This window comes from Moorena sp. SIO4G3, from assembly GCF_010692305.1.
GTDB classification, from domain to species: Bacteria; Cyanobacteriota; Cyanobacteriia; order Cyanobacteriales; family Coleofasciculaceae; genus Moorena; species Moorena producens_A.
Window position 1 is genome coordinate 1 of sequence record NZ_JAAHIG010000539.1, and the last position, 4,767, is coordinate 4,767.

Genomic DNA, 4,767 nt, shown 5'->3' on the forward strand with positions numbered 1-4,767 from the left:
GTTTGAATCCTTACTGACAGGTCGAGTGAGTATAGCACCAAAGTCAGGGGTAAATCTCCAGCTAGCAGGGAATCAAGACAAACTGGAGGTTGTGCTAGACCCCAATTACCAACCCGTATCCTTTTTGCTGCAGTATCAGAACAAAACTGCTACTGGGATTCGGTCAGGGGATGAGCTACAAATGACCGTGAATAATTTTCCGATCAATACCATTAAGAGTCTGGCCTTGAGTAGTGGTATGGTAGACGGTCAAAACCTCGAACCATGGTTAAGCAAACCCTTGGCGGGAGACATATCTGGGAACATGGCTCTGAACCTCAAGACCTTTGGGTCATCCGGTAAAATTGCGATCGAAAATCCTATCTTTGACAACCTTAGAGGTGATTGCTTAAAAGGCTTTTTCCAATACCAGCAAGGGACTATTACTCTGACCAATGGCTTGTTTGAAAAAGGTGATAGTCAATACTTATTTGCTGCCAACGTCACCCAAACCCCCAACGGACCAGAATTTAAAGGAGAACTCCAGGCTAAGCTCGGAGAAATCCAGGATGTTCTGACTACCCTACAACTATTTGAGATCACTGACCTAGGTCGAGGCTTGCAAGCGCCGGTCTACGGCACAGCCGCTGATCTTGCGGTTACTGGAGTAGGTAATCCACAAAATAAGCTCAAAAAACCCCTACGGCGGATGTCAGAAATAGTCACCCTCCTAGAGAAGCAACGCCAGCAGCGTCAAGAGAGCTTTCTGTTACCAGAGCTTACCGAGATGAATGGTAGTTTTACTGGCAGTATCAGTATGGAAGGTTCAGTCAAAGATGGCATCCGTGCTCAATTTAATTTCCAAGGGGAAAACTGGCAGTGGGGTTCCTATAAAGCTGAGACAATTATTGCCCAAGGGAATTTTGAAGAAGGGTTACTGAATCTTTTACCTGTGCGGATTCAATCGGGTCAGAGTCTAGCCACCTTGTCCGGTAGTATCGGTGAACAAGGTCCATCGGGTCAGCTCAAGCTAAAGAACGTCCCGGTTTCCCTGATTAGAGAAGTGTTCAACTTTCCAGCTTCTGTTGGTTACGGAGGATTTGTTGATGCCACAGCGGACTTTTATGGAAGTCTAAGCAATCCCCAAGCTAGGGGAGTAATATCTGTAGTGGATGCCAGTTTAAACCAAACACCCCTAGAATCCATCAAAGGCAGCTTTAGTTACAACAATGCGCGGTTGAACGTCTTTGCCCAAAGTTTTCTGACCAAAGAGTCTGAACCCCTAACTGTAAATGCCAAAATCCCCTACAAGTTACCCTTTGCCGAAGTAGAGCCAGAAAATCGGCAAGTCAGTGTACAACTGACGGTTCAAAACGAAGGACTTGCCCGATTGAACATGCTGACCAATCAACAAATCACTTGGGTTGATGGTAAAGGACTAGTAGATTTAGATATTTCCGGTACCTTTGACCAAGACCAAGATTGGCGAGAGCAACTGGAGCAACTTACCGTTATTGGTAACATTAATGTAGAAAACGCTACCATTGCTGCCCAAGCCTTACCCGAACCCCTGACAGAAGTCAATGGCAAAATCCGGTTTAACTTCAACCGGATGGAAATTGTGGACACCTTACAAGGGAATTTTGGTGGTGGTAAATTAGTAGCGGTAGGGAATTTGCCATTGCGAGACCTACCTAGACCATTAGAGAATCCCCTCACCGTTGACCTGAATCAACTAGCCATCAATCTCAAAGGGATTTACAGTGGTGGTGTTCAAGGTCAGAGCATCATTACTGGGACTCTATTTAATCCTAGAATTGGTGGTTACATCGAATTGTTTGATGGTCAAGTACCCATTTCTGAATCTCAAACTGCCCCGATCGGGAGTAGCGGATCGGCTGGTGACGAACTAATCGAGTTCAATAACTTACAGTTAACCTTAGGTAAAAATATCCTAGTTCGACAGCTACCAGTATTAGATTTTCTCGCCAGCGGTACCCTTCTAATTAATGGGGACATGAGCGATATTAGACCAGAAGGAACCATTCAGCTGCTGCGCGGTCAGGTGAATCTCTTTACCACCCAGTTTCGTCTTGATAAAAATTACAACAATAATGCCCGATTTGTAGCGACTCTTGGCAGAGACCCAGAGTTAGATGTGCAGATGGTGGCATCAGTAATTGAATCTAGGAAACAACCCATTACCAGTGAAACCTTTGCTAATGAAATTAGCGATAACCCAACTAATTTTGGCAGTACAGAAACTATTCGGGTTCAAGCAAAAGTAAAAGGGCTAGCAAGTCAGCTCTTTGACCGAGTGGAACTCAATAGTATGCCAAAACGTAGTGAAGGGGAAATTGTTGCTTTATTAGGGGGTGGCTTTGTGGATACCTTGGGTCGAGGCAATACTACCTTGGGTTTGGCAAACCTGGCTGGCTCAGCACTACTGAGTAATGTTAGCAACTTGATTGGTGATGCCGCAGGCTTAGATGAATTTCGCATTTTCCCTACTACAGTTACAGATGATAATAGGCGCACTGATAGCTTAGAGCTAGGTGCTGAAGCAGGAATTAATATTACTAATAAATTATCATTTTCTTTGTTAAAAGTGTTGACTACTGATCAGCCAATTCAGTACAACTTGCGCTATCGAGTCAATGAAGAAATTTTGCTACGCGGTGCTACAAATTTTTCCGATGATACTAAGATAATTGTCGAGTATGAAAATCGATTTTAATTAGAATTAAGAATTAAGAATTAAGAATTAAGAATTAAGAATGTAGAATTTAGAATTTAGAATTTAGACTTTAGACTTTAGAATTTAGAATTTAGAATGTAGGGTGCGTTAGGGGCGGGCTCGCCCTAATTTTCCACTGGGTAGCCACTATTATAATAGCCCGCCCCGTAACGCACCACCAAGTAGAATTAAGAATTAAGAATTAAGAATTAAGAATTAAGAATTAAGAATTAAGAATTAAGAATTAAGAATTAAGAATTAAGAATTAAGAATTAAGAATTAAGAATTAAGAATTAAGAATTAAGAATTTAGAATTAAGAATTTAGAATTTAGAATTGGGAATCGGGAATCGGGAATCGGGAATCGGGCATCGGGCATCGGGGTAAGAGGCGTAGGGTGCGTTGGGACAGCCCGCCGGGAAATTGTAACAGGCAAGATGCCTGTTCCACGCCTGATGCCCGGAAATTGTAATAGGCAAGATGCCCGGAAATTGTAACAGGCAAGATGCCTGTTCCACCCACCGGCTCAAACAGCTTTAATCAGATACACCCGTTCATCACAGGTGTTCCTCTGACCAACAGTGCGGGGAACTCTAAGACTGAGACTAATCGGTCAGGTCTATCTATGAAATGCGTAAGCTTCCCCTTTGCCCACAAAGCTCATTCCTTATCTAGTTCCCACTACAGCACTAATCCCCTCATACAAAACCTACCCAGAGATACCATTTCACGAATGCAATGGGGCTTAGTGGGATTGCTCGAAGTTAGTAGTCTATGTTTATTGTTCGCCTCACCCACCCTCGCTCAAATTACCCCAGATAGTACCTTGGGGAATGAAAATTCTCAGGTTACTCCCAATCAGACTATCCGTGGTGCAGTAGCAGATTTAATCGAAGGGGGAGCGATTCGAGATAGTAACTTATTCCACAGTTTTCTGGAATTTAATGTTGGTAATGGTCAACGAGTGTATTTTGCTAATCCCGATGGCATTACTAATATTTTGACTCGTGTTACCGGTAGCACCCTCTCTCAAATTCTGGGGACCTTGGGAGTAAATGGTAGCGCTAATTTATTCTTGCTTAATCCCAATGGTATTGCATTTGGATCTAATGCTCGCTTAGATGTAGCAGGCTCCTTTTTCGCTAGCACTGCCGATAGTGCTCTATTTGACAATGGTTTCAACTTTAGCGCTAGTGATCCAAATGCTCCACCATTGTTAACCATCAATATTCCGATCGGTTTGCAATATGGTAGCAATCCTGGCTCAGTAAACGTCATAGGAGCTACTTTAGGCATAGAGACAGGGCAAACCATGGCCTTACTTGGGGGTGAGGTTAACCTCAATGGTGCTACTCTGCAAGTGCCAGGGGGACGGGTGGAATTAGGAGGATTATCCAGTCCAGGAACAGTTACGCTCAATGGCGCGACATCAGTAAGTTTTCCCGATGGAGTCCAACGAGGTGATGTTTCGTTGACTAACAGTAGCTTAGTAGATGTCACTTCAGTTAATGGCGGAGATATTGCGATCAATAGTGCTAATTTCGAAATGTCAGCCAGTGCGTTACAAGCTGGATTGACCGATGGAGCATCGATACCAGATGCCGTAGCTGGCAATATCACTATTAACGCTAATGGCAATACTAATCTCAGTGACAAGAGTTTGATTGCTAATGATTTACTAACAGGTGCTATCGGCAATGGTGGCAACATAGAGCTAACCACTAGCGGTCTGACCATCACTGGTGGCTCAAGAGTTCAAACCGTTACCAATAGCAATGGGGCATCAGGAGATATTGAGATTAATGCCAATGGTGCCATTGATATCTCTGGTTTCACTGAAGATGGGTTATTTAGTGGGATTCTGACTCGTTCTGCTGTTGACACCAGTGGTCCGGGAGGCAAGATTACCATCAACAATTCCGAAAGGTCACTAGGAGATTTTGATCAAACTATTCGTCCAATAGCCTGATTGTCCAAAATAAATATGCTTTTGGGAGAAATTGGATTGAAAATCCTGATATATGATCCATGCGAATTTCAAATTCACGTGGG

General features: G+C 43.4%; 3 protein-coding genes. 2 read left to right on the forward strand and 1 reads right to left on the reverse strand.

Annotation, left to right across the window (positions count from 1 at the left end; genetic code table 11):
- Positions 1–2,716 (forward strand): translocation/assembly module TamB domain-containing protein (locus tag F6J99_RS42185; RefSeq protein WP_293122693.1); only part of this gene is annotated, 2,716 nt, incomplete at its 5' end.
- Positions 2,717–3,045: 329 nt separating this feature from the next.
- On the opposite strand, the gene F6J99_RS42190 is transcribed toward F6J99_RS42185, so the two are convergent.
- Complete coding sequence (locus tag F6J99_RS42190) at positions 3,046–3,219, reverse strand: hypothetical protein (RefSeq protein ID WP_293122696.1); 174 nt, start codon at positions 3,217–3,219, stop codon at positions 3,046–3,048.
- 1 nt (position 3,220) lies between these two features.
- Here F6J99_RS42190 and F6J99_RS42195 point away from each other — a divergent pair, with 1 nt between their 5' ends.
- On the forward strand, positions 3,221–4,684 hold the full coding sequence (locus tag F6J99_RS42195) for a filamentous hemagglutinin N-terminal domain-containing protein (protein WP_293122699.1): 1,464 nt from the start codon (positions 3,221–3,223) through the stop codon (positions 4,682–4,684).
- The last annotated feature ends 83 nt before the right edge of the window (positions 4,685–4,767 follow it).

Bases quoted from the DNA above. Each gene is read 5' to 3' on its own strand.
- F6J99_RS42195 (WP_293122699.1), top strand. From the start codon at position 3,221: ATGCCTGTTCCACCCACCGGCTCAAACAGCTTTAATCAGATACACCCG.